The organism is Gilliamella sp. Pra-s52 (genome assembly GCF_009795805.1).
Taxonomy (GTDB): domain Bacteria; phylum Pseudomonadota; class Gammaproteobacteria; order Enterobacterales; family Orbaceae; genus Gilliamella.
On record NZ_WTEY01000002.1, the window covers coordinates 54,320 to 78,801 of the forward strand.

Genomic DNA, 24,482 nt, shown 5'->3' on the forward strand with positions numbered 1-24,482 from the left:
TCTGTTATTTTTTATTTTTATTTTTATTAACAAAATTTCCCGTCTCACTCAAAATTATTTTTTCCATTGTATCATACAATGATTGATAATCTTGAACTTCATGCAAATATTGTTTATTTTCATTCATACATTTAGTAAACCATTTACCGTATGCAGCTTCATACTCAGAATTTGTTGTCAAATTACGTGCTCTTGGGTCAATTTTTATATAGTGAATTGTCGCTGTTTCAGCCGGCATATCAATATAACCTCTATTTTTGTTATCTAATGAAGTTAATCCACTCGTTATTGTCTGACAAACACCAGCATCCAAAAACTGATCTCTAAGAATATCTGCTCCACTATCATCTTTGCCATCAGTAATAATAATCATTATTTTATTATTAGCACCACCTCTTGCCATTACAGGAACAGTCCTTAACAAAGCCGTTATAGTATCAGTCCCTCCTCCTGGTTTCCAGTCTGCTTTTTTAATAGAGTTTAAAAGATTAGCATTATGATTTTCATCTTGACTAAAGGGAACTAAATAAGGTGATAACTTAAATTTCTTCATTTTTTTAGCAGCTTCAGCAAACCTTTTATGATTTTTTTTCATTTCCGCTATACTTTTACTCATAATGCCATTGTTATATAATGGTGATTGACACATTCCCTGAAATGGAGAAAAATCAGCCACAGTTGGAGAAATAGATCGATTAAATGTTATAGTATTAGTATTTATATCACTAAACAATGTATCAATTGTACCTTGTACATCAACTGTTTTAGTGTTAGCAAATGAATAATGTACATCAGGATGATCTCCTGAAAACATATAATCATACAGTTGAACTACTTTAGCGTATTGATCTTCAACTGTCCTTTTATTGCTATTTTTTAATGGATAATCAGCATTATTTTTACCACAAGCATATCGTGCAGAACCCATATTAAGTTGCTCAATCCTATGCCGAACAGTACATAACCCACTATCTACCAATTTTTTATCACTATCATATCCCAAAGCTGGACCAATCAGTTGTGAATAATAGCGGTAATAAAAATAATCTAAATTATAATAAACTGTGTTCTTAAATTTATCGAAATAATTATAGGTTAAATAATCAGTAATAATATTCTTTGCCTTTAAATTACTCCATTTTCGATATGCAATATTTTTATTTGCCCAAAAACTATAATCAACTTGGTCATAAGGACTTTTCATTTTATACATAACCGAACAACCATAGCTTTCACCACCTGCTGGGTTTTTATTGTTTTGCTGAACAGGTACTCCAATATCATAAGGAACTAATGCAAACTTATATTCTGGATACTGTTTAAACTTATCAATAATGTCACCTATTGCTTTTTTCATATATTTAAGGCGCTGCGTATCAGGATGAGTTTCCGAATAGGCATTACACGAAGTATCTCTGTATTTACATGTTACTGAACCTGAAAAATCACTAATGAAAGCGATATCAAATGAGTCACGACGTTCAAATTTTTTTGTATTCCCATAAGTGTTTGTTTTATTGCCAACAATCATCGACTGCTCTGATCCATTACCTTTTCCACTGCCTTTATCACTAGTTAGGAAATCAAATTTTTGTTTATAGACTACACTATATATTTTTTTGTTTCTATCATATTTTATATCAATAGTTGCATCCTTATTTTTAACCAAATCATCGTTAATTTTCTGATAGATAGAATAATTGATATAGTTTAATGCTATTTTACGATTTTGTTCAATTGCAGGAGCATCAATATTTTTATTGTTTAAAGCTACAATAGCCAACGATGCTTCGTTAGTTGCTTCAGAAAGTCTAGCACGATCGCGCATTTCTTGAACATAATTAATCGAAACTAGCATAGAAATAAGCATAGCTGGAAGCATAATCGCAAAAACAATAGCAACACTTCCTAAGGTACACCTAAAAAAAGATTTTTTATGATAATTCTGTTTAAGTTTATTATTGCTCATATAATCCTCTAAAAAGGGTATTGATTAGCGATGATAAATTGGACAAGCTGTATTATTAGGATTCATAATATCATCACAACGCGATAACACAACAACATTACTACATAAATTTGGCAAGCTATTTGATGTTGCTCTATTTGAATTAATCCATTTCAAATAAAGACTTTCTTCATTAACAATACACATACTAACTCGATATAAAGGTATCCAACGCCCTGCTAATCCATTTGAGGGATCCACAACTCTTGGAACATACGGAACAAGTTTGGTATAATCAGCACGTGTGCTATTTGAACGATCCGTCATGCTAGGTAAGGAAGAAAAATATCCATTAATTCCACTATTATTATTACAAACACTATCAGAACAAGATGCTTCCTCTAAGGTAACTAGTTTAGCATGTTCTAAACTTGCAGGATTATTAATATCTTGCAAAATATATAACGCATCCACCTTTAAAATAACATTACGCCCATTGAGCAATGAAGTCGCTAGTTGGCTAAGTTCCTTCACTTGAGTATTATCAAACAACTCGTAAGATTTAAAACAAGAAGCAGAATTAGACTTTTGGCATAATAAAGATCCATTAAGACCATTTTTATCATCTATAACTGGGTAAATAGATGATCTTTCACGAAAAATAGAAGCTACAGTATAATTAGCTCGTTCTAATTTATCTTGCAACATGATGCTACTATACACATCATAGATAATGAATACTAAAACTGAAAATGCACAAAAGCATGCCGCAAATTCTATTGAAATTATACCGTCTTTATTATGAAAGAAATTACCAGAATATTTCATTTGTCATTTGATTCCTTTTTATTTTAATAAAACTCACGGTAAACAATAGTTTTCTTTTCCAATGAGGTGTCAAGAATACGACTAAATAGTTGAGAAAATATGGCGTAATAGTCGTACTTCAATTCAAATAATAATATATGAGTATCATCAGATGGAGAATTTTGACAATTATTATTAATAGATTTTTCGATAGTTTCACAAAATGCTACAGTTATATGAAGCTTTTTCGGATCTGCTATATAAGGCCACAAAGGTGCTTCGGATTTAATTAATTTCTGTAGTTGTTCATCATAATTTTGCTGTTCAGAAATCGCTGTTTTTCTCGTGATTTCAGTAGTCATAAGATCCAAAGCAGAACCAATAAACATAATTCGACTAAATTCAAGAACAAACAAAAATAGTACAATTAAAGAAGGAAAAACAATTGCAAATTCTATCGAAACGCTTGCTTTTTTTTGACGAAATAATAATTTCCAATATTTCAACATAATTTTGCTCTATTCTATTATATTAAGGATTAATCTTTCTTTTTCTTTAATATTGAAAAAGATTTTTTTTGCTTATTGTTTTTGATTGTTTTATTACCGATAATGGCCATAGCTATTTCACTTATTTCACTACTACTATGTGCTTTTTGAAATTTATCCATTCTTGGGATAAATTTACGCGTAAAATCGATACTTCTACCTAAGAATTCTTCAATATCCTCATTTTGTAAAGCACTTTTTTTATCATAAGGGAAATTATCATTTAAGCAAACTAAAAAACGTTTATTCAATAAATCAGAATTTTGTGTAGTAGCACGCGAAATTTCTTCTAGAAGCTTTTTAGCTACTTTAACTGAGAAAGGATCTCTATTTATTACAATGAAAACAATATTTGAAAGTTTGACGATATCATCAAAATGTTTAAATGAAGATGGTAACGCCATATTTTGATCAATAATAGTAATATTGAATTGACCTGAATTCAAATCATCATATTTCCAAGCCTTATCAGTAGATTCAACTTTTACCTGCAAAGACATTTCTACATCAACTAATGAACCATCTTGAGGTATCGGTGCTTCAAACAAAAAATCAGCATTAGGGCTTGTTGTTGCACCTTGAATATAAAGAAGTGGGTAGTTTGTTAATGAACTGATATTTTTTAACGTATGAACCGCTAATGACGATGTACCAATTCCCCCTTTACAACCTAAAAATGTAATAACGCTACCTACTCTTAGGCTTGAACCCGGTGGTGTGATACTTCTTGTGTGTAAGATATCAGGAATTTTCTCTAATTGACTATTTTCTAATAAAAAATAAATCCCTTTTTTTAACAAAAATTCAGAAAACTGAATTGAATCATGGCTACCAATAAGTATTGTAGATGCTTGAATTGGAAAAAAACGATTAATATTTTCCGATAATAGTTCAGCATCATCTTCGTCTTTAATATCCAAGATAATAGCATCATACTTATTCCAACATGAATCTTCTTTTAAATCAGATAAATCTAACGAAAAGATCTCCATACCTAATACGTTGTAAAGGAAAAGTACGGAACGAATACTTTCTACCAATTCAGTTCTTTTACTTAAAATAGCGACCTGAAAACCAGAGATACGTCCAACTACAAATTCTTGCGATTGTCCTTTTAATATATCTTTATCTTTTTTATTACCAAATAATTGCATAAGAATCTCACTAATATTTTATTCAATAAAACCCATATCGCTAATAAACTTTTCACTTTCATTAGACACGGGTATTGTTTTTCGTCGTTGTTTATCCATATTATTTTTAATATTAAAGAAACTGTTAATCACATCTGTTCGTTCTAGAATCGGTAACTCTACACCACTAAAGCTATTATTTGGTGTAACCAAATTAACAGTCGCAAATACGACCATTTCAGTCTTTTCACGACCTGTTGAGGAGCTACGAGCCAATGCACCTAAAATAGGAATCTCACTAACAAAAGGAATACGAGATAATGTTTCTGTGTCTTGTTCATTAATTAATCCCGCAATTACAAAGCTGTCCCCATCAGATAAATCAATGGTAGAACTTGTTCTTCGAGTTTGTAAGGTTGGTATATTATAATTATTAAAAGCATATGAACCAGCTACGGAACTTACTTCATTATTAATAAATAATCTAATACGTTTATCATTATTTACTTTAGTACTAATGTTTAATTTAATACCATATTCTTTATAAGTAACATTCGCATCACCATCTTTGTTTTTAGTTACAATGGGAATCTCTCCACCAACTAGAAATGATGCATTTTCACCAGATAATACAGATAAATTAGGTTGCGCTAAAATTTTAGCTAATTGATCATTTTTTATTGCGCGAATCATTGTAGTAATATTATGGATATCAAATCCTTTTTTTAAACCTAATAACGTAAATTCACCAATATTGTTCGAAGCAAAATCGGTGCCTTTACCCATACTATTTAATGTTAAACTTTGCCACTCAATACCTAATGAATCAGTAAATTTTTTACTAACTTCAACAAATGTCAATTTTACATTTACTTGGTACTCTTCAATCACCCTAATATTATCTATAATATTGTTATATACATAATAATCCTGAAATGTAAGTTCCCTATCTCCGAATTCATCTGATGCTTTGCTTCTTATACGCTCTGCATTTTGTCCAACGAGTGAACCTACAAGCGTAATAATTTTAGTCTTTGTAGTAGTATCTGGTGTAGTGCCATTTAATACATAAACAAATCTACCATTTGGATCACCATTATCATAACGATCGATTGTTACACTGCTATTTGGAAAATTTTGTGCCAGTCTATGCGTAATTTGAGATAAAAGCGGATCAACATTAATAGTATCATTAATAATAATATTATTTGCATCATCATAAACCAACAAGCTGGTTTTACCATTTGACTTACCATATATAATTAATGATTTACCATCAATAAGCTCATAATTCGCTACAGTATCTTGGCTGATGAAAACCGTGCCCACGTTTTCAGGTAAAGCAATAGTTTTACTTTGCCCTATTTGCAAATTATGTGTATTAGCAAAAACCAATGAAGAAAAGCTAATTGATAATAAGCAAACTAGCTTATTGATTATGTTCATAATTGGTTTAACTTTTATTAACATTCTTAGTTACCTTTTAGTAAATTAATCTGTTTTCTCTTTGAAAAAATAGCTTTATCAGTTAATGGCCAGTTTTTTTCTTTATCACTTAACAAACGTAAACCATCATCAATATTTCTTTCATAAGTACTCGGATACATTATGATTTTAGAATTTGTCATAAGTGTTCTTAGCAGTTTAATTTCTTGATTTGAAAGCTCTAACTGGATTTTACCAATATCATTCTTCTGAAATTTTTGGTCAATCTCTTCACCAACATCAATATAAAGAATTTTTTTACCTACAATAATCGGCTTTATACGATTTTTTATAAAATCATCACTAGGTGAAACTAATTTACTCTCTTTATAATTTTTAGCATTAGAATTTGCCAATTCTTCATCACTATAAAATATGTAAAGATCAACAAGATCGCCACCTTTTAAATTTTTCACCAAATAAGAATCAAATTGATCTAATTTAAACGGAAACATATAGTTTCCTTCCTTTAGAGCTAACAATATATAATCTTCTGAATTAGGAGAAGCTATAAAGTTACTTTCTATAATCGTATCTTTCGAAATATTATTTTTAGTGACATAAGCATCAATTTCATCCGCATCACCTATATATTTAGATTTTTCATTAGACCCAATAGCAATCTCTATTGATTTAAAATAATAATCATCCTTAGTCAAAATTGTTTTTTTGTTAATATCGTGTTTTGCAACTGCTACTGTTATGTTCTCTGTTTTCGGTTTTTCTTTAACTTCAACTTGAGGTTGAACCACTGGTTCAGCAACAGGTGTAGGAGATGATTTTGTAAAAAGTAATGCTAGTCCGACAAATAGCATTAATATATACAGAATAATTATTTTTTTTTGTTTCATGCAAGCTCCGTAAGATTTTATATTTATTGTTATTATTTTTTTTGCACTTATTTATTTTCTGAATAAAAATCAAAGGCAAAACAATGTGCTCTACCATTAGAATTAGGACCTGCGTCAAAATCTTTCACAATTGAGTCCTTTTTAGTTTTTATTTGCAGAATTAATGTATTTTCCGCAGTTAAAGTTCCTGTCACACTAGCAAAATCACGATCACTACGAGAAATTAGATTAATGATATGATTTATTCCTTTGCTAGGTAGCGTTACATCATAAAATGATAATTTAAATTCTGTTGGTGATATTTTTTCAATCTTATATTGATTTTTGCTCAATTGATTAGCTGTTTCAAAGGTGATTCGGCTAAATGCTTTGTGTTCTCCAGATCGGACAGCTAAAATATTCAACGTAGTCGTTACTTGATTAACTAGATTATTTTTCTTAGAACTTGTTTTATTATCAGAAGTTACTGAATTACTTACCATAGATTGTTGAGAAGCTTCTTCTTTTTCTGTTTTAGATTCAGGTTCTGTATCGGTTTTCAATTTAGTGACTTTCGATAATTTAGCGCTAATCTGTGACTTATTAGTAGATGGCAAATTAGTTATCTTTCCAGGTTTAACAGCTTTACCTGCTTTAGTAATTTGCTGTGATGCTATTTTTTCAATTGTATACTGTTTTTGATTATTACTTTGCGTTGGCACAATTTCATTAAATTTAATCGCATCAACTGGCTCGACTTGCTTTAACTCTTGGATTAAAATTTCAGGCTCATTAGATAATCGATGCCCTAAACAAAATGACTTAGCTAATTGCATTTTATTTAATTTAACTAATGTATAAAGCAAGTTATGAAGAATAGTTTGGTCACGATATCCTTTTGTATATAAAATATTTAAATGCTTGTAAGCTTCATTATAGTCTTTGTTCAAAATTGATAGCATTGCTAGATTATTTGTGACTTTGTTCTCGTCATAAAAATTTTCTCTAGCTAGATTGAACGAATACCGTGCCGCATCATATTGTTTTTTCTTTAATAAAACAATACCTTTTACATTATATGCCTCACCATTTTTACGATTAATTGTGATTGCTTTGTCTAAATACTGTAATGCTATGTCGTTATTTCCCATTTTTGACTCAACATGACCATATAAAACAAAAAGATTATCATTTTTACTTTTATTTAGGACTGGAGTTAATGTTCTTTTTGCCGCTTCATAATCATTAGACAGGTAATAGACTTGAGCAAGTTTATATCTTGTATCTTCGCTATCTGAACGTTGCAAACGTTGTTTATAAAGTTCGATTAAACCACCATAATTTTTCGTTGTTTCATGAATATAAATTTTTTGTTTCTCATTTAAATCATATTTGATAGTGCTATTTTGACATCCAGTAGCAACAAACAACACTGAACATACCACAAGAAACTTTGAATTTATTAACGTTCTTAATTTACAGCATTTTGAAAAATCATTCATTATCTCTAGATCCTTAATTATTTATTACTCAAAGATTGCCCATTACTGATATAATATTCATGACAACAGGTCCTGCAACAATAACAAGAACAGGTGCTAAAAAGAATGCCATCATTGGTATTGTCATTTTAGCCGCAATAGCAGCTATTTTTTCTTCTATGTTCAATCTTTGCAACTCTCTGATTTCAGCTGATAACTCTAATAAAGCATCATAAATAGAATTACCATAACTAATACTTCTTTTTAAAGTGATGCAAAACATTCTAACCTCTTTACAAGGTACTTCACGCAGAATTAAGTCAATAGAAAGTTCAATCCCATTGACGTCCATCATTAAACAAGCCCTTTCTAAAATAGCTGCCACATCTTTATTAATTGGTTTTACTCTAGTGCTTAAATACCTAAAAGCATTTTCAACTGTCATGCCAGATTTTATCATAATAGCCATCATATCAATGACCAATGGTAAGTCTCTTGAAATCCTTGCAATTCTTTTTGCTGTTTGTCTTTTTACCAACCTATCTGGTAAAACAATAACTGCAATAATAATGAGAACTAGCATTATTATTAATCCATTAGAACTAACTTCAATAAAAGAAAACAGTTGATTTATAAGATAAAAAAACGAAAATACGATAACAACAGCATAAATCTTCCAAGTATTTTGCTCTTGAAAGCGACGCAAAAAATTTAGGCTTATACTATTTTTTGCAGCAATTTTTTCAAAAGCAAGATTATTCTGATTAATATTCTTTTTAGCTGTTTTATTTTCTTGGGTTTCACTATTTAATAGTAAATTAAGCTTTTCTCTTCTTTTATACAATAAATAAAAGTTGGCTAACTCTCTAGCTGCAATATAAATTAAAATAATAGGAATTAATATATTTAGTAAACTAATCATAATTTAAATGATCCTGCTAATCATCCCCTTTATAATGAAAATACCAACAACCACACTACCAATAACATAATAAAAGATATAGTGACCAACCGTTGTATCAACTAAATATTTATAATTATCCTCTGAAAGAAATTTAAGAACAAGAGCAAAAGCAAAAGGCATACAACCTAATATCCTCATACTCATTCTTAATTCAGCAGTTTTACCGTCTCTTGTTTTACTTAAAATTCTATTACTTGCTAACATTTTTGCTAAACGAGAAAGAACTTCTTTTAACTCTCCACCACTATCTAGATTCACCATTACAGTTAAAATAAAAAAGTAATATTCTGGAAAAGGAAGCCGTAAATAAGATCTTATTAAGACATCTTCAATATTTTCGCCAATTTCTATTCGGCTATCCACATCCTTCATAGTTTTCCCAACAATACCACTAATAGTGTTTCCACACGTTTTAAAAGTTGTTACTATCGCTCCCCCCGATGATACAACCCCTGCAATAGTATTTAACGCTTCAGGAAATGTTTCATAAAACTCTTTTTTCAACTTTCTCTTTTTAATAAAGATCACTACAGCGATCGAGCAAATAAAGCTGACTAAAACCGCAACATAACTATTATAATTAATATAACTTTGATTCAGTATGATACCCAAAACTGTACCTACAAAAATGTAAATAAACAACTGCGTTTTAGACTGCCCTATTATAAGTAAACTGTAATAGGATCTAATCGTTATTCCAAAATCGAAGCTAATACGCTTCCAATACGACTGTCGCTGCTGAGATAACTGGTTTTCAACCAAGCTAGATAACGAAGTATTTTTAGTTTCAACATTATAAAAAACCTGCAATCGCCCCTTACGACGACCCAATGTAAAAATATTTATAATGGCAACTAAAATAAGTACAATAGAAAGAATTAGAATCATACTTCTATACCTACCGCATTTAACATTAACTTTTCTAATGTATCTGACATTTCATAATATTGAGCACTATCATAAAGTGCAGAGCGCCTAACTAATCCATTACAAATAAATTCGCCTTGAATCTTACCTTGTTCATCTCTTTCATCATGAATTTTAAATTTAAACACATCATGAGTAATAATATTTTCAGATTCCATCCCCATAACTTCAGTAATACTCATTACCTTACGTTGTCCATCAGGAAGACGAGAAACTTGAATAATAAAGTTAATAGAGGAAGAAATATAATGCCTAATTGCAACAATAGGTAACTCTGGCTGAGCCATGATAATCATGCTTTCTAGTCGGGATAAAGCATCTTTAGCACTATTAGCATGTAACGTTGACATTGAACCATTGTGACCAGTATTCATTGCTTGAAGCATCTCAAAAGCTTCTTCACCTCGGCACTCACCTAAAACAATTCTATCAGGTCGCATCCGCAATGCATTAACTAATAGATTTTGCATGGTTACTCTTCCACGTCCATCCTCACCACCTAATTTAGTTTCCATTCTAAGTACATGGTCTTGTTGCAACCTTAATTCAGCAGCATCTTCGAGTGTAATAGTGCGCTCATTTTCACCAATAAATCCAGACAACGCATTAAGCATCGTCGTTTTACCAGAACCTGTTCCTCCTGAAATAATAATATTCATTCGGCAACGAGCTGCAATCACTAAAAAATTAGCCATGTCTTCATTTAGTGACCCATAGTTGATTAAGTCATGGAACGTTCGGCGACCAGTACCAAATTTACGAATTGACATCGAGGTGCCATCAATGGCAATTGGTGGGATAACAACATTAAGGCGACTTCCATCGGGCATTCGTGAGTCGATAAGAGGATGTGCCTCGTCGATATTTTTGCCAACTTTATTGACTAAACGCCTTGCAATATCCAGCAGTTGACGTTCGTTGATGAAAAATTTATCAGTTTTACTAAGAATTCCGCCACGCTCAACATAAATACTATAAGGACCATTAACTAAAATATCGTTAACTGATTCGTCTTTCATCAAGGAGTCAATTGGACCATAACCAACAATCTCATCACAAATCATACCTGCCAATACACTAGATTCATCAGCAGTAATATAAGCATTGCCAGAATTAACAATATCTCTGATTATTGTTTGAATTTCACGCAAGACCCGGTTGGGTTCTGTCCTTAACTGCTCAATTAAGTCAAGGTCAATAACTTGAAAAACCAAGTCACGAACCTTACCCCATTCTTTAGAAAATCTAGATTCTTCATTAGCCATAACATTACTATATTATTTTAATATCAACAACAGTCACTAGTTTTTTCTTAAGCTAGAGACCTCACTTTCACCCAAAATAGCAACATAGCATCCTCAAAATATATGTTTAAGATACTATGTTGCTTATTTTAGCTTTTAAGGGTTAGCTGATCATACTACTCATTCTACTACTTAATTTATTGAATACGCCATCTAACATTTGTTTGACTGGACCTGAATTCCCAAAGATAACAAATACAACAGCGGCAACACCAGCGGCAACGATTGCATATTCGATCGCTGTAACACCTTTCTCACTTTTAACAAATTTACCTAAAAAAGCTCTTGTTTGAGCACGGACTGCTGATAAATACATCATTATTTTTCTCCTTTAAATATTTCTTAAATTTTACTATTTATTTATACCTCTTTTTCAAGAAGTTTTCACATAGTATACTATTTTAATAAAAATGACTAGTATCTAATCAATAAAAATTCAATTAATTATAATATTTCCCCATTGAGATTAATTTATTTGCAATAAAAATAACCGATTATTATAATTATTCATAATAAAAATTTTAATAATTAAAGAGTCATTATGAAATCATATGGAATCAAAATAAATCAACGCTTAACTTTGCTATTAATTTACACTTTAATTAGTATTTCTTTTAGCTATATTACTAACTCTAGCTCTAGCTCTAGCTCTAGCTCTCTTTCTTTTTTGGAAGATATTCTTTTTTATATAGTAATAATAACAACTTTATGCTTTATTCTGTTAATACATAGATGTGTTTGTAGCCATCATAACCTTATTGTAGCTTTTGGCGCTTTATTTTTATTTCTTTTTTTATCTGAAATCAGTTATTTCTTTTTTTATGGAGAAAGAATATCAGAAGGTGTGCTTGATTCTATTGTTGAGACTAATTCTCACGAAGTTCTATCAATGGCTAAGCAAACTCTAGTCATAATGGGTCCTGCATTTATCGCAACTGTCTTTATTTTGTTTATTTTTAAAAAACTAATTTTTATTAAATTTAAGCTTTATATCCCTCTATTTTTATATTTTGCGGTGTTAGGGAGTAATTTATATCTAATGAAACAAACATCAATAATACCCGAAATTAAAAAAGGTTACCTTAAAGGTGGTGCAATTATCATTCGTGAATTTTTCCCTGCAGTACTGGGTGATTTATCCTATATTTTAGCTAGTTACACTTCAACAGATATTTATTCAAATACTCATGAAATAGAAAAATTCAATGAAGCGGTTATTTTACCTCCTAACAAACCAGTTAATGACTTGATCGTTTTTATCATGGGGGAATCTTCTTTCGTTAATCGCTATAGTTCCTATGGATATCATAAGCAAACTACGCCTTTGATGACCAACATTTTTAGCCAAAATGAGGGATGTATTATTCCAAACAGTCATTCAGCTGCCGCCTTTACTCGAGATTCGATACCCATGACACTTTCATTTAATACACCTGAAAGTGATGATAATTTATTTAATAATAAATCGATTATTGAAATGGCTAAATCCAATCATTACAAAACCTATTGGTTAGCATCGGCTGGGCAAGCAATTAAAGGGACATTTAATACTAAATTTGGTTTTATTGCACGTAAAAGCGATGTTGTGTCTTTTAGTAAAAACCGTCTTGATACTACTTTAAGTCCATTATTAGAAGAAACGCTACAAAAAGATAATTCTCCGAAAAAATTTATTTTTTTACATTTACGTGGTAGCCATCAACCTTATGCAACAGGTTATGATGATATTGATAAACAGGCTTTACCTGATGCCGAAGAATATGATCTGACTATTCATCATACCGATCGTGCGGTTAAGGAGTTGTATGATGTTATCAATAAATACAGTGATAACTATACAATAATTTATACCTCGGATCATGGTGAAATTGTCAATGTTGGGCATGGTATAGGGGACAACGTTGATCAGTTTCTAATCCCTTTTATGTTTATATCAACCAATCCGAACTATAACTGCCAGTTTATTGAGTCGTTTCGAGGAGAAACTGGCTATTTAAGTGGCCTGATGAATAAATATATTTTATCTAATCTTCTGGGTTATGAGATTGATCAGACTATCCTTGATAAAGAAAAAAGCAATGATCGCGTATTTATGCCTAATAGTACTGTCAGACCTTTTTCAGAAATTCTTAACAAACATTAAGTTGTTACTTGTTATACGTTGAGTAATGAGTTAGGAATATCTATTATAGATTTTATACAACATTAAATGGGGGGGGCTAACTGCCCCCTTTTTTATCATTATATTCTGAACTTAACTATTGCCACTAAAACCGTTGAATTACTATACGAAGTTAGATAATCATCGCAGATAAAACAAGTAAAAGCATCACACTCAACAATAATTGCGTTTTAATTCAAGATATTAATTAAGTAAATTACTCACACTTTAACAAATCAACAATCAACTTAAAAACATTCGAATGCCCTTTGCGACTTGGGTAGTAAAGGTAAAATGAATCATAAGTAATCGCAAAATCGGCCAACAACTCAATTAATTGACCCGATGCCAATTCTTGCTCAACACTAGAATCAGCAAGCCAAGTAATACCTAAACCATCTAATGCTGCTTGCTTGCGTAAATGGTTATTAATCATAAATTGCGAGTGCGGATGGTATTTAACCATTTTGCCTGCTTGTAAAAATTCCCACGGCAATTCGATACCATGCTCCGAAGATATTCGCATACCAATTAAACGGTGATTATCTAGATCGTTAACGGATGTTGGTTCAGACGTTTCCTGCAAATAATGGGGGCTAGCGACTAAGGCCATTTTTAATGGCGGGGATATTTTTACGGCAATCATCTCTTTAGCGATATCGCTCCCTAAACGACATCCCATATCAAAGCCCTGTTTAACAATATCCGCCCAGCTATTATCGGCTTGAATTTCAATTTTAATTTGTGGATAACGGGGCAAAAAGTCGCGTAATTTAGGATAAATGATCTGTTCAACCGCAATGCTTGGGGCATTAATTCGGATTGTTCCTGATGGCGTATTAACAAAATGACTTAACGCATCAACTTCTTGATGAATAGAATCAAATAACGGCGAAATTTGCCGATATAGCTGTTCACCTGCTTCGGTCAGTGAAACATTACGCGTGGTGCGATTAAATAAACGCAGATTTAACCGAGTTTCTAGGTTTCGCATACTATGACTCAGTGCTGATGAAGTCACTCCCAACAATTGCCCAGCTTTAACAAAGCTAGACGTCTGCGCCACGGTAATAAAGTAATTCAACTCATTTAGGTTATACATAATCAGTCCCTATTCGTGAATTTAATTCACTACACTATAAAACAAGCCCCTATTTATCTCAATAAAAGCCCTCGTTAAAATAGCAACTAATTACATCCAAAATAAATAACCCACAAAATTAAGGGGGAGATCATGATAAAAGACGTGATTGTATTATGTGGATCAGGTGCGATAGGCATTGCGATCGTCAGACGCATAGCAATAGGCAAACAACTTCTATTAGCCGACAAAAACCCAGAACATGCAGAACATCAAGCACAACAACTACGCAATGCCGGGTTTAATGTGCACACCACAGCTTGCGATGTATCAAACCCACAATCGGTCAACAAATTAGTCGAAACAGCCACAAAACTAGGCAAAATAATGGGCTTAGTGAATACGGCTGGGGTATCACCATCGCAAGCATCTGTAGCCCAAATATTTAACGTTGACTTATACGGCAATGCACTATTATTAGATGCTTTTGCCCCTGTTATGGAAAAAGGATCTTCAGCGTTAGTCATTGGTTCACAATCTTCGCACCGCTTAGCACCACTAACACAAGAACAAACCCAAGCCCTAGCCTTAACCCCAACAGAATCTTTGCTTGATTTACCATTTATAAAAAACGTTAACGATACCTTAAAAGCTTATCAACTGGCCAAGCGTGGCAACGCTATAAAAGTGCAAGTGGAAGCGGTTAAATGGGGGCATCGTGGTGCCAGAATAAACTGTATTAGCGCAGGCATTATCCACACACCATTAGCAAATGACGAACTTAATGGTGAACGCAAGGACTTTTATCGCAATATGCTAAAACAACTTCCCGCTGGCCGAGGTGGTACACCTGACGAAATCGCTAATCTTGCCGAATTTATTATGTCAGATAAAGGGGCCTATATAACAGGCAGTGACATATTAATCGATGGTGGCGCCACAGCAAAATATTGGTGGGATAACAACAATTAATTTTGAATGAACATTATATTATCTAAAGGAATAAATCATGCATGAATTCAGTTTTCAAAATCCAACGCGTATAGAGTTTGGTATTGATAAAGAAAAAAACATAGGGCGCTATATGAAAGCGTTTGGCGCAAAAAAAGTCGTTATCCTCTTTGGCAGTGATCGCATTAAAAAGTCTGGTTTATTTGATGATATCACAACCAGTCTACGCGAAAACAGCATTGAATTTACCGAATGCAGTAAAATAAAAAGCAACCCTGTTTTAAGCAAAGTTCGTGAAGGGATTGCAATAGCTAAACAATTTGGTGCTGATAGTGTACTTAGCATTGGTGGTGGATCGTGCTTAGATAGCGCAAAAGCGATCGCAGCTGGTAGTTTGTACGATGGCGATGTTTGGGATTTTTTTACTGGAACCCAAGTAACCAAAGCGCTTAATATTTTTGATGTCATGACACTCGCAGCAACCGGTAGCGAAATGAACAATGGCGGCGTTATCACCAACGAAGATACAAAACAAAAATATCCAATTCATGGTTTTAGTTTGTTTCCGAAAGTGTCAGTGATTAATCCTAAATTACAAACTACCATCAGCCGTGATTATCTAGTCTATTCTGCCGCTGACATTATTGCGCATTCTATTGAGGGATACTTCACCGCAACTGTGCAACCCGAATTGATTAATTTACAAATCGAAGCCAACATAAAAACCGTCATGCGCACAACTGAACAGTTACTACAAGATCCAATGGATTTAGAGGCGCGTGGTGAATTTGCTTGGGCTGCAACATTAGCTTTAAATGGTATAACTTATGTCGGTACCGCAGGATTTAGCTACCCAAACCATATGATTGAACACGCTATGAGCGCCATTTGTGATGTCCCTCATGGTGCGGGATTATCGGTAGTTATGCCTGCTTGGATGACATGGTATCACAACCGTAACCCCAAACAGTTCCAACGTTTTGCTAAAGAGATTTTTGGTTTATCAACGGCTGAACAAGGTATTGAAGCATTAAGAGCTTGGTTTAACAAAATCGGCACACCAACCACGCTTGGGCAACTTAATATAAATGAGCATGACTTAAAACGGGTGATTGATAACGCAGCGCAAAATGCGATTGATTGGCAAATGAGTGATGTTTATAGTCGGCAAGTTATTGCGGGGATTTTTGATTTAGCGAAGTGATCCGTTGTACTTGCACCATCTTTTATCAAAAATCATCTTCAATGATTACTCATTAAAAAAGGAGAAGTAGTTTGGAAAATATCACATTAAATAATGACATAAAAATGCCCATTCTTGGTTATGGCGTCTACCAAATTCCTCCAGAAGCATGTGAGCAATGTGTATTAGATGCCATTAGTGTCGGTTATCGTGCCATTGATACCGCACAAGCTTATGGTAATGAAGAACAAGTTGGCAATGCCATCATCAAATGTGGCATCCCTCGTCAAGAGTTGTTTATTACCACCAAAATATGGATCACTAATGCTGGCTACGAAAAAGCCAAACAATCGATCGATGAATCATTACGCAAATTAAAAACCGACTATATTGATTTACTCCTAATTCATCAACCATTTAACGATTACTATGGCACTTATCGTGCAATGGAAGACGCTTACGAACAAGGCAAAGCTAAAGCAATCGGTGTCAGTAACTTTTATCCAGATCGCCTCATTGATTTAGAACATTTTGTGCGCATAAAACCTGCTGTCAACCAAATTGAAACTCATGTCTTTCAACAACAAAAAGTTGCCCGCGAAGTAATGCAAAAACTAAATATACAAATTGTCTCATGGGCTCCCTTTGCCGAGGGCAAAAACAACTTCTTTCAAAACTCTGAGCTTATTGAAATCGGCAAAAAACACCAAAAGTCGGTTGCTCAAGTTGCATTACGCTTTTTGATTCAAAATGGAATTGTGGTCATTCCAAAATCGACTCAAAAAGAACGAATGATAGAAAATTTTGACGTATTAAACTTCTCGCTTTCAAATCAAGAAATGGCAAGTATAGCGGCTTTGGATACGGGCAATAGCTTATTCTTCTCGCATCAAGATCCCAAAACCGTGGAATGGTTTATGTCCATTTTAAAATAGTAAAAAGGTAATAAATACTGTTTTTATTCGGTACTGCGTAGGTAATCTAAAATTTACCTATGCAGTCAATATAAATTGCGCTATGTTTTTGGTGTGAATATTTTCAATAATGAATTAATGGTTAGATAAAAATAAGACTCATCTTGTAAACCTTTTGCAGAAATATAAGCGCCTTGCAAAGTGGATATGATAAGTGTTACCGCCTCTAAGGGGGCAAGAATATTAGAAATACTACCATCAGAAATTCCCATTCTTATAAGATTTTCTAACGTTTGTTTCATTGTTAAAAATCCGCGGGTAACTTCTGCCGCTAAATGAGGATTTGTCATAATAGACCGATCTCGTGCCATTTGACCAACTAAACAACCTCGTTCTATATTACGCGGTTTTAATAGCAAATTTGACAGTTTATTATAGGCATTGGTATCAATATTTAGTACCGAATCATTAATGCTTATTAACTGCTTTACATTGTAAGTTATGGCATACAAAGCTAAATCCTCTTTACCATTAAAATGGTGATAAAGACTACCTTGTCCAACGCCTGACCGTTCTAAAATATCTTTGGGGCTTGTGTTAGCAAGACCTTTTTCTAATAAAAGATCAGCCATAGCAATAATGAGCTTTTCTCTGGAGTTTTGTTTGGTTTTTTGTTCGTTATTCATGTCCTATAACTCAACACACCATCAATAGATGGTATGTTTAATTAATTGATTATTTGATTTGTAAAATGGTATCCACTAAACGGCTCGAAAAGCCCCATTCATTATCGTACCAACTGACAACTTTGAGTAAAGTACCATTCATCACTTTCGTTAGCTTTGCATCAAAAATAGAAGAAGCAGGATTACAAATCACATCAGAAGAAACAATCTCATCTTCTGTATAGGCAAGAATACCCGCCATTTTTTTCGAGCTTACGACCTTTTTGATCGTATCATTTACTAATTGTACTGTCACTTCTTTCTCTAGATTTAATGTGAGATCTATCATAGAGCCAGTAATGACAGGCACACGCACCGAACCACCATCCAGTTTTCCTTTTAATTCAGGAATAACAAGTCCAATTGACTGCGCAGCCCCCGTTGAAGTTGGCACAATATTTTGAGCAGCACAACGTGCTCGTCTCATATCACGATGGGGAGCATCTTGAAGATGCTGATCTTGTGTATAAGCATGAATAGTCGTCATAAAACCAGATTTAATGCCAAAATTATCATGTAACACTTTTACTAAAGGAGCTAAACAATTAGTGGTACACGAAGCATTAGAAATAATATGGTGCACATCTTTATTATATAAGTGCTCGTTCACTCCCTGAACAATGGTCAAATCAACGTTTTTTGCTGGTGCAGAAATAAGCACTTTTTTAGCGCCAGCGTTAAGATGAGCTTGTGCTTTTTTACCATCATTAAAAACACCCGTTGATTCTAGTACCACATCAACTTGGTGTTTAGTCCATGGTAGATTTTCAGGATTACGTTCTTGATATACAGCAATTTTTTGATCACCAATAATTAAACAACCGCTCTTTACATCAACACTTTTAGCAAAACGCCCAAAAGCGGTGTCATATTTTAAAAGATGAGCAAGTTGTTCAATTGAACCCAGATCATTGATCGCTACAATGTTAATATCGTCTGAACATGTTTGTAATGTGCGTATAAAACTACGTCCGATACGGCCAAAGCCATTAATTGCTACATTAGTCATTATTACCTCCAATTAGATTAATAAAAAATACCAACTGGTACGGTAGCACAAAAGCACCTTATCCCCTAATTAAAATAATTTTAATTTACATATAATTATAAAAAAACAATTTATTAAAATTTACTTATACTCAAAACAAGAATACCATAAATAAAATACATACCAATTAGTATGTAAAAAATAAAATAAGGAAAATAAAAATGAATGAAAAAAGCAACTATCGTTGGTTTGTGCTTGGCATTGGTGTTCTTGCACAAGCAACATTTGCGATGGGGTTTGCAGGTATTCCAATTACAGGAATTTTAATGCGAGACGCTTATCATTTTTCATTGTACGAACTTGGCTTTGTTTTAGGTTCAATGGGATTAGGGGTAGCCGCTTCAGAAATAATCTGGGGGATCTTGACTGACAAACTGGGGGACAAGCGCGTATTAATTCTAGGACTATTATCATCATCAATAGTCTATGCCTTAATAGCCATACTACTAACACCTGAAGTATCGGTTGGCAACATTCAATATTTACAATTAGGATTTGCCTTAGCAATAGCAGGCTTTTTTAGTGGTAGCATTAATTCATCATCAGGCAGAACGATAATGTCATGGTTTAGTAATAAAGAGCGCGGTTTTGCTATGAGTATTCGTCAAACCGCTATTCCTGTTGGTGGTGCGATTGGTACAGGATTACTTCCTTGGCTAGCGTATTCATATGGTTTCGAACTAATGTTTATTGTATTAGCTATTACAGGCGCAAGTGTTGGTGTTGTGGTTGCATTATTTATCAATACCAAACATAGCGAGTTGAAGCATACAAACCAATCAAAAAACGTAATATCTTCACCATTAAAAAATATTGAAGTATGGCGAATTGTTATAGTAGCAGGTTTTCTAACTGTCCCTCAAATGTCAGTGCTGACATTTGGTAGTATTTATATGCAAGATATTTTAAACATCAGTTTAACATCAATATCAATTATTCTTATTGGCGTACAAATAGGGGGTGGAATGCTGCGAATCTGGTCTGGTTACTATACTGACAAAAAAAATAACCGAATCCCATTATTAAAGTACTACGCCATATTAGGAGGGATAACTTCTTTAGTGTTGTGCTTAGTCGTTAATAACACTTATATGGGCATTACGTTTCTTGTGCTTACTGGTTTATTTGGGCATGCATGGCATGGTATTGCTTACACTGAAGCGGCTGTAAAAGCGGGTATTGAACGGGTAGGAACGGCACTAGGCATGATTGGCACTACTGTATTTATCACTTCATTTTTAACACCACTTATCATTGCTTATATTATTCATTGTTATGGATGGAGTATAGTCTGGGGGACTGTTTCGGTTATGACATTTGCTTCGTTGTTGTGTTTTATTTCATTCACAAAAAAGAAGAAAGCGTTACTTTCAACAGAAGATATTTAGCAATATTAAAAATTTAGGTAAGGTTTGAGTGTTAGTATAAAAAATAGAAAATAAAAACTTTAATAAAATCAATACCTTTCCTGACCATTTTTTAGATAGTAATTTTTCCATTAATTATTGATTAACATCTTCGTTATTTTTTATAAGAATTTTGAAATTTGGAGCGGGAAACCCACTCCAAACTAAAATATGTAACCATTTGAAAATAAAACACTTACTCTTTGTTATCTACTGTGCTAGCTAACCTTTTGGACGGATTTTTGGACTAGTTCTTCGTGGCGCCTAATGGGGTTTTATGGACTGCCACGGACTGACTCAAAGTACAAAGAACCACTTTTTTACTAATCCTCGAACCCTCATTTTTTGGCACTAAACCATTCATTGACAAGTTATTTAATAAAATATCTAATCAATTAAATAAATGAATTGACAGATTTTTTATAAGATTTAACTAATTCTTCCGCTCGTTTAACCATTTCATGACGTATATGCTCAGGCTCTAAACAAATACATTTATGACCTAAGCTCAGCAAAATGCCATAACTGTAGTCATCATCAATAAAGTTAAAATTTACAAGATATTGTTGTTCGTTTAATTTCTTAATGTCTTTTTCATCACAAAAATCTAAAATGCGAGTTAAAACAGATTCATCTATTAGTAATTTTATTTTAAAAATCTTTTTTTTCATATCCTTTTCGAATAAAGAAAATACTTCAGGAGTTGTCTGACTAATAAATTTAGTATTAGTTTCTCTAATGTTTGACATCTTTGACAATTTAAATATACGAAAATCATTTCTATTTAGGCAAAAAGCTTGTAAATACCATTGTTTTTCCTTAAAAATAAGTTTATATGGCTCAACCAAACGCGATGCTTGTTTATTTTTAACACTCAAATAATCAAACGATAAAAGTAGTTGCTCATTCAGTGCCAGTCTTATAATGGAAATTTTATTATTAATATTTTGTTTGGAAAACCAAGGTGATATATCAACAATAAGTTGATTTAAGTTATTTGTAACTTCATCAAGTTCTTGTTCTGATAAAAAACTCTTAATTTTTTCAAGTGTTCTTAAATTTTCACTTTCTTTTAAAACCGGTGAGGATAATAAGTTGAGGCCTTTTAATAAAACAATGACATCTTCTTTAGTGAATAAACCTTTATTAACTTTATAATTTTTTAAAATACTTATTCCACCCGCACTTCCTTGATACGTAATAATGGGTATACCAGCTCCCTCAATAACTTGTATATCTCGATAAATAGTACGCAATGATACATTTAATTTTTCTGCTAATTCTTTACCACTTATTTTTTCTCTTTGAAGCAATACCATGATGATAGTAATTATACGATTAATTTTCATGCTTTATGTTTACAAAATAATTTACATTAAATTTTAAATATGACATACAGATGTCATCAATGCAACATCATAATATAGATAACCAAAATTAAGTAAATTAATTTTTATCACCAAGAGGAAACAAAAAATGTTTAAACCTAATAGCGTTATTGTTTATGTCAAAGATGTCGATACTAGTACTGAATTTTACACAAAAATACTAGGGCGCCCACCTATTGAAACTTATCCTGGCTTCGCTGTATTTTTATTGAATGATAATTTTATTTTGGGGCTACAAGGGGCTGATGAAATAACTCCAAAGGCACCCAATCATTATGGTGGTTTTGAGTTGTCATTTAGTGATGTAACAAAAAATGATGTAGATGAGATTTATGCGACATGGAAGGAACTAAACGTCAAAATTGAACTTGAACCCCAAATGCTCGATTTTGGGTACACTTTCGTGGGTAATGATCCTGATGGACATCGTCTTCGAGTTTGTGCGACAGACACTTCAAAATTTGAATAGAAAATTATCATAAAAGCTGGTTATGGTCTTTTTAGCCCTGTAAAAATGGAAACAAGGCCGTGATTCTCACCATTTAGAAAAAGTCGAGTTGCCCACATACCCTATCTACGGCAAAGGCTTCTTTTAAAATAGCTACAATTTGATGTTCAGTCATTTTTTTATAATTAAACCCCCCTTTACTTTTATCATAGAGAGTTTTCTACTTTTTTGCTGTACTATTTTAGGGGATTTACAACACGTTTTTGGAACGGATTTTTGGACTAGTTCTTCGTGGCGCTTAATGGGGTTTTATGGACTGCCACGGACTCAAAGTACAAAGAACCACTTTTTTACTAATCCTCGAACCCTCATTTTTTGGCACTAAGCCATTTATTGACAAGTTATTTTCATTAGATTCTATTAATTTAATAAAATAGTCGTGTCAATTGAATCGAAAAACGTTGAAGTACTAGAAAGTTACAGTTAATTATTCTTCGATCTTTTTATATTTCGGTAAATATAAAATTTAAGTTTTAGATTAATTCTATCGAATTATCTGGCATTTTAAACGACCACTTTCAACAAAACAGTCTTATTTACTTCATTTCTTTATTTTAAGTAACGTAGTCTTATCTATATCATTACTTATGGTATTGATTGTGATAAATAATTTCTATTATGCAATAAAGCATTGGAATTATACAGTTAGAAAGTTATTTGGTAGCATTATTTTACTCTAGATGGGTTAGCTCGTTTGTCTGTTTTAAAAGAATATTATCGAGAAAAATTATGTGCATAGGTAATGAAAAAATTGAAACATCAACAAATTTATTTAATAAATCATCAAAAATTGATAGAAGATTTCTTCATAGATTGCACAGTCCAGAAACTTTTCTACAATCATGTTTTTTAGAAAAAAAAGACTGTTACTATGCAAAAGCAACTATTCCCCAAAATCATAACTACTTTAATGATCATTATGAAAATGAATCATTAGACTTTATTTTCTTATTAGAATGCGCTCGTCAAGTTGAAACATATATAGCTCATGCTTATTATGATATACCGCTAACTACAAAATTCGTACTAAATAATTGGTCATTTAATTATATAGCTAACCTCAAAATGTCCTCTTTAAACGCTGAATTGAAAATTGAGACATTCATATATGACACAAAAATAGTTAAAAATATTTTATATAAACAGCAATATGAAGTGAATCTTTATTCTAATAATGATTTAATTTGCCAAATTGAAATGAATGTAAGCTATGTGCCAGATAAAAAATATAGAAAAATTAGACCAAATAGCGACTTAAATATTTCTAATTTCAATCTAATAAAAAATCTGAAAAGAAAAGATTATAACAATATTGTTTCTCCTCAATTATTGTCCAGAACAAGAAATGAAAATGTAGTTATTAGTTCTTGCAACTTCGATGAGCAAAATTTTGCAGCTTTACTTAATGTTGATTTCACTAATGTTAGTTTTTTTGACCATCATCAAGACCATTATCCAGCAATGATTTTAATGGAGGTAGGAAGACAACTATGTACGCTATATTTTCATAAAACAAAAAATTTTAATACTCTTTGTCCAAAAAGTATTCAGTCTCATTTTTTTAACTATGTTGAGTTTGATTCTACAGTAACTATTTTGGTTGATAAAAAATATTCATATTCAAATCAATTAGATATTAATTTTTTGCAAAAAGAAAAATTAGCAGCAAGTTTATGTTTTGTATTTTAAA

General features: G+C 32.3%; 22 protein-coding genes. 7 read left to right on the plus strand and 15 right to left on the minus strand.

Annotation, left to right across the window (positions count from 1 at the left end):
- Positions 1 to 4: 4 nt before the first annotated feature.
- The 11 genes from GQ594_RS02355 to GQ594_RS02405 form a co-directional block, all read right to left on the minus strand.
- Positions 5 to 1,969, minus strand: coding sequence for a TadE/TadG family type IV pilus assembly protein (locus GQ594_RS02355; RefSeq protein ID WP_160411307.1), 1,965 nt, complete (start codon positions 1,967 to 1,969; stop codon positions 5 to 7).
- A gap of 24 nt (positions 1,970 to 1,993) precedes the next feature.
- Entirely contained in the window at positions 1,994 to 2,776 is a 783-nt protein-coding gene (tadF, locus tag GQ594_RS02360) for a tight adherence pilus pseudopilin TadF (protein ID WP_160411308.1), read from the minus strand.
- A gap of 23 nt (positions 2,777 to 2,799) precedes the next feature.
- The gene (locus GQ594_RS02365; RefSeq protein WP_160411309.1) at positions 2,800 to 3,264 is read right to left on the minus strand and encodes a TadE/TadG family type IV pilus assembly protein; all 465 of its coding nucleotides are present in this window, start codon (positions 3,262 to 3,264) and stop codon (positions 2,800 to 2,802) included.
- Between the two features lie 29 nt (positions 3,265 to 3,293).
- On the minus strand, positions 3,294 to 4,457 hold the full coding sequence (locus GQ594_RS02370; protein WP_160411310.1) for a hypothetical protein: 1,164 nt from the start codon (positions 4,455 to 4,457) through the stop codon (positions 3,294 to 3,296).
- A gap of 18 nt (positions 4,458 to 4,475) precedes the next feature.
- Complete coding sequence (locus GQ594_RS02375; protein WP_160411311.1) at positions 4,476 to 5,906, minus strand: type II and III secretion system protein family protein; 1,431 nt, start codon at positions 5,904 to 5,906, stop codon at positions 4,476 to 4,478.
- A 2-nt stretch (positions 5,907 to 5,908) separates the two neighbouring features.
- On the minus strand, positions 5,909 to 6,772 hold the full coding sequence (locus GQ594_RS02380; protein ID WP_160411312.1) for a hypothetical protein: 864 nt from the start codon (positions 6,770 to 6,772) through the stop codon (positions 5,909 to 5,911).
- 47 nt (positions 6,773 to 6,819) lie between these two features.
- A complete protein-coding gene (locus tag GQ594_RS02385; protein WP_160411313.1) occupies positions 6,820 to 8,253 on the minus strand; it encodes a tetratricopeptide repeat protein in 1,434 nt (477 codons plus the stop codon).
- Positions 8,254 to 8,281: 28 nt separating this feature from the next.
- Entirely contained in the window at positions 8,282 to 9,154 is an 873-nt protein-coding gene (locus GQ594_RS02390) for a type II secretion system F family protein (RefSeq protein WP_160411314.1), read from the minus strand.
- Positions 9,155 to 9,157: 3 nt separating this feature from the next.
- Positions 9,158 to 10,084 (minus strand): type II secretion system F family protein, encoded by a 927-nt coding sequence (locus tag GQ594_RS02395; RefSeq protein WP_160411315.1) that lies wholly within the window; start codon positions 10,082 to 10,084, stop codon positions 9,158 to 9,160.
- A complete protein-coding gene (locus GQ594_RS02400) occupies positions 10,081 to 11,388 on the minus strand; it encodes a CpaF family protein (RefSeq protein WP_160411316.1) in 1,308 nt (435 codons plus the stop codon). The genes GQ594_RS02395 and GQ594_RS02400 overlap by 4 nt, the downstream gene beginning before the upstream one ends.
- A 142-nt stretch (positions 11,389 to 11,530) precedes the next feature.
- A complete protein-coding gene (locus GQ594_RS02405) occupies positions 11,531 to 11,746 on the minus strand; it encodes a Flp family type IVb pilin (RefSeq protein WP_160411317.1) in 216 nt (71 codons plus the stop codon).
- A 720-nt stretch (positions 11,747 to 12,466) separates the two neighbouring features.
- On the opposite strand from GQ594_RS02405, the gene GQ594_RS02410 reads away from it, so the two are divergent.
- Positions 12,467 to 13,570: a phosphoethanolamine transferase gene (locus tag GQ594_RS02410; protein ID WP_160411318.1), complete on the plus strand. Its 1,104-nt coding sequence runs from the start codon at positions 12,467 to 12,469 to the stop codon at positions 13,568 to 13,570.
- Positions 13,571 to 13,805: 235 nt separating this feature from the next.
- On the opposite strand, the gene GQ594_RS02415 is transcribed toward GQ594_RS02410, so the two are convergent.
- On the minus strand, positions 13,806 to 14,690 hold the full coding sequence (locus tag GQ594_RS02415) for a LysR family transcriptional regulator (RefSeq protein ID WP_160411319.1): 885 nt from the start codon (positions 14,688 to 14,690) through the stop codon (positions 13,806 to 13,808).
- 135 nt (positions 14,691 to 14,825) lie between these two features.
- Here GQ594_RS02415 and GQ594_RS02420 point away from each other — a divergent pair, with 135 nt between their 5' ends.
- The 3 genes from GQ594_RS02420 (at position 14,826) to GQ594_RS02430 (ending at position 17,738) form a co-directional block, all read left to right on the plus strand.
- The gene (locus GQ594_RS02420; RefSeq protein ID WP_160411470.1) at positions 14,826 to 15,641 is read left to right on the plus strand and encodes an SDR family oxidoreductase; all 816 of its coding nucleotides are present in this window, start codon (positions 14,826 to 14,828) and stop codon (positions 15,639 to 15,641) included.
- Positions 15,642 to 15,678: 37 nt separating this feature from the next.
- The gene (locus GQ594_RS02425; protein WP_160411320.1) at positions 15,679 to 16,824 is read left to right on the plus strand and encodes an iron-containing alcohol dehydrogenase; all 1,146 of its coding nucleotides are present in this window, start codon (positions 15,679 to 15,681) and stop codon (positions 16,822 to 16,824) included.
- Positions 16,825 to 16,895: 71 nt separating this feature from the next.
- Complete coding sequence (locus tag GQ594_RS02430) at positions 16,896 to 17,738, plus strand: aldo/keto reductase (protein ID WP_160411321.1); 843 nt, start codon at positions 16,896 to 16,898, stop codon at positions 17,736 to 17,738.
- 80 nt (positions 17,739 to 17,818) lie between these two features.
- Here GQ594_RS02430 and GQ594_RS02435 read toward each other — a convergent pair whose 3' ends face one another.
- Positions 17,819 to 18,403, minus strand: a complete 585-nt coding sequence (locus tag GQ594_RS02435) for a TetR/AcrR family transcriptional regulator (protein WP_160401571.1) — start codon at positions 18,401 to 18,403, stop codon at positions 17,819 to 17,821.
- Positions 18,404 to 18,452: 49 nt separating this feature from the next.
- Positions 18,453 to 19,454, minus strand: a complete 1,002-nt coding sequence (gene gap / locus GQ594_RS02440) for a type I glyceraldehyde-3-phosphate dehydrogenase (protein ID WP_160401594.1) — start codon at positions 19,452 to 19,454, stop codon at positions 18,453 to 18,455.
- A 197-nt stretch (positions 19,455 to 19,651) separates the two neighbouring features.
- Between gap and GQ594_RS02445 the strand changes: the two genes are divergently transcribed.
- Positions 19,652 to 20,878 carry an MFS transporter gene (locus GQ594_RS02445; RefSeq protein WP_160411322.1) on the plus strand — a complete coding sequence of 409 codons (1,227 nt, stop codon included), beginning with the start codon at positions 19,652 to 19,654 and terminating at the stop codon, positions 20,876 to 20,878.
- Between the two features lie 413 nt (positions 20,879 to 21,291).
- Here GQ594_RS02445 and GQ594_RS02450 read toward each other — a convergent pair whose 3' ends face one another.
- Positions 21,292 to 22,245 carry a helix-turn-helix transcriptional regulator gene (locus GQ594_RS02450; protein WP_160411323.1) on the minus strand — a complete coding sequence of 318 codons (954 nt, stop codon included), beginning with the start codon at positions 22,243 to 22,245 and terminating at the stop codon, positions 21,292 to 21,294.
- A gap of 127 nt (positions 22,246 to 22,372) precedes the next feature.
- On the opposite strand from GQ594_RS02450, the gene GQ594_RS02455 reads away from it, so the two are divergent.
- Both GQ594_RS02455 and GQ594_RS02460 read left to right on the plus strand, forming a co-directional pair.
- On the plus strand, positions 22,373 to 22,753 hold the full coding sequence (locus GQ594_RS02455; protein WP_065580414.1) for a VOC family protein: 381 nt from the start codon (positions 22,373 to 22,375) through the stop codon (positions 22,751 to 22,753).
- A 768-nt stretch (positions 22,754 to 23,521) separates the two neighbouring features.
- Positions 23,522 to 24,481 (plus strand): AfsA-related hotdog domain-containing protein, encoded by a 960-nt coding sequence (locus GQ594_RS02460; protein WP_160411324.1) that lies wholly within the window; start codon positions 23,522 to 23,524, stop codon positions 24,479 to 24,481.
- The last annotated feature ends 1 nt before the right edge of the window (position 24,482 follow it).

Coding starts and splice junctions, on each gene's coding strand:
- GQ594_RS02355 (WP_160411307.1), bottom strand. CDS start 1,969: ATGAGCAATAATAAACTTAAACAGAATTATCATAAAAAATCTTTTTTT.
- tadF (WP_160411308.1), bottom strand. CDS start 2,776: ATGAAATATTCTGGTAATTTCTTTCATAATAAAGACGGTATAATTTCA.
- GQ594_RS02365 (WP_160411309.1), bottom strand. CDS start 3,264: ATGTTGAAATATTGGAAATTATTATTTCGTCAAAAAAAAGCAAGCGTT.
- GQ594_RS02370 (WP_160411310.1), bottom strand. CDS start 4,457: ATGCAATTATTTGGTAATAAAAAAGATAAAGATATATTAAAAGGACAA.
- GQ594_RS02375 (WP_160411311.1), bottom strand. CDS start 5,906: ATGTTAATAAAAGTTAAACCAATTATGAACATAATCAATAAGCTAGTT.
- GQ594_RS02380 (WP_160411312.1), bottom strand. CDS start 6,772: ATGAAACAAAAAAAAATAATTATTCTGTATATATTAATGCTATTTGTC.
- GQ594_RS02385 (WP_160411313.1), bottom strand. CDS start 8,253: ATGAATGATTTTTCAAAATGCTGTAAATTAAGAACGTTAATAAATTCA.
- GQ594_RS02390 (WP_160411314.1), bottom strand. CDS start 9,154: ATGATTAGTTTACTAAATATATTAATTCCTATTATTTTAATTTATATT.
- GQ594_RS02395 (WP_160411315.1), bottom strand. CDS start 10,084: ATGATTCTAATTCTTTCTATTGTACTTATTTTAGTTGCCATTATAAAT.
- GQ594_RS02400 (WP_160411316.1), bottom strand. CDS start 11,388: ATGGCTAATGAAGAATCTAGATTTTCTAAAGAATGGGGTAAGGTTCGT.
- GQ594_RS02405 (WP_160411317.1), bottom strand. CDS start 11,746: ATGATGTATTTATCAGCAGTCCGTGCTCAAACAAGAGCTTTTTTAGGT.
- GQ594_RS02410 (WP_160411318.1), top strand. CDS start 12,467: ATGAAACAAACATCAATAATACCCGAAATTAAAAAAGGTTACCTTAAA.
- GQ594_RS02415 (WP_160411319.1), bottom strand. CDS start 14,690: ATGTATAACCTAAATGAGTTGAATTACTTTATTACCGTGGCGCAGACG.
- GQ594_RS02425 (WP_160411320.1), top strand. CDS start 15,679: ATGCATGAATTCAGTTTTCAAAATCCAACGCGTATAGAGTTTGGTATT.
- GQ594_RS02435 (WP_160401571.1), bottom strand. CDS start 18,403: ATGAATAACGAACAAAAAACCAAACAAAACTCCAGAGAAAAGCTCATT.
- GQ594_RS02445 (WP_160411322.1), top strand. CDS start 19,652: ATGAATGAAAAAAGCAACTATCGTTGGTTTGTGCTTGGCATTGGTGTT.
- GQ594_RS02450 (WP_160411323.1), bottom strand. CDS start 22,245: ATGAAAATTAATCGTATAATTACTATCATCATGGTATTGCTTCAAAGA.
- GQ594_RS02455 (WP_065580414.1), top strand. CDS start 22,373: ATGTTTAAACCTAATAGCGTTATTGTTTATGTCAAAGATGTCGATACT.
- GQ594_RS02460 (WP_160411324.1), top strand. CDS start 23,522: ATGTGCATAGGTAATGAAAAAATTGAAACATCAACAAATTTATTTAAT.